Here is a 434-nt window from a genome sequence, read left to right as displayed (position 1 = left end):
AGGTTCAATTTAATGTATTTATATGTAATCTAAAGAATATTGATGAAGATTAAGCTAGATTTTGATGTGTATGCAAAATCTAGCTTTTCATGTTTACAAAGTGATGTTAGCACCAAGAACTTTAACAAATTGGGCTAACCAAGCAGGATGTGCAGGCCATGCAGGCGCAGGAGGAATGATCTTCTTGCTCTTGATACTGCGAGGGCTGCGCTAATGAATATAAACAAGCTCGGCACAATGCTATGTGCAACCGTTGCTCTTGCAATTGTTTTTATATTCTTCGGTTCCCACCTTGATATGGATTATGTCATTCCTCAGCGCCTATTTAGACTTGCTGCGATTGTATTGGGCGGAATTTGTGTGGCATGTACCTCTATCATTTTTCAGACTCTTGTGGGCAATCGTGTCTTAACACCCGCCATCATGGGCTATGA

The 434-nt window shown here is 40.6% G+C and carries 1 pseudogene; it reads left to right on the top strand.

The features are described from left to right. Positions 1-213: 213 nt before the first annotated feature. A pseudogene (locus FLQ44_RS11255) lies at positions 214-434 on the top strand (hypothetical protein); the annotation flags it as partial.

Source organism: Vogesella mureinivorans (genome assembly GCF_007644035.1).
GTDB classification, from domain to species: Bacteria; Pseudomonadota; Gammaproteobacteria; order Burkholderiales; family Chromobacteriaceae; genus Vogesella; species Vogesella mureinivorans.
This window is presented reverse-complemented; position numbering and strand designations above follow the sequence as displayed.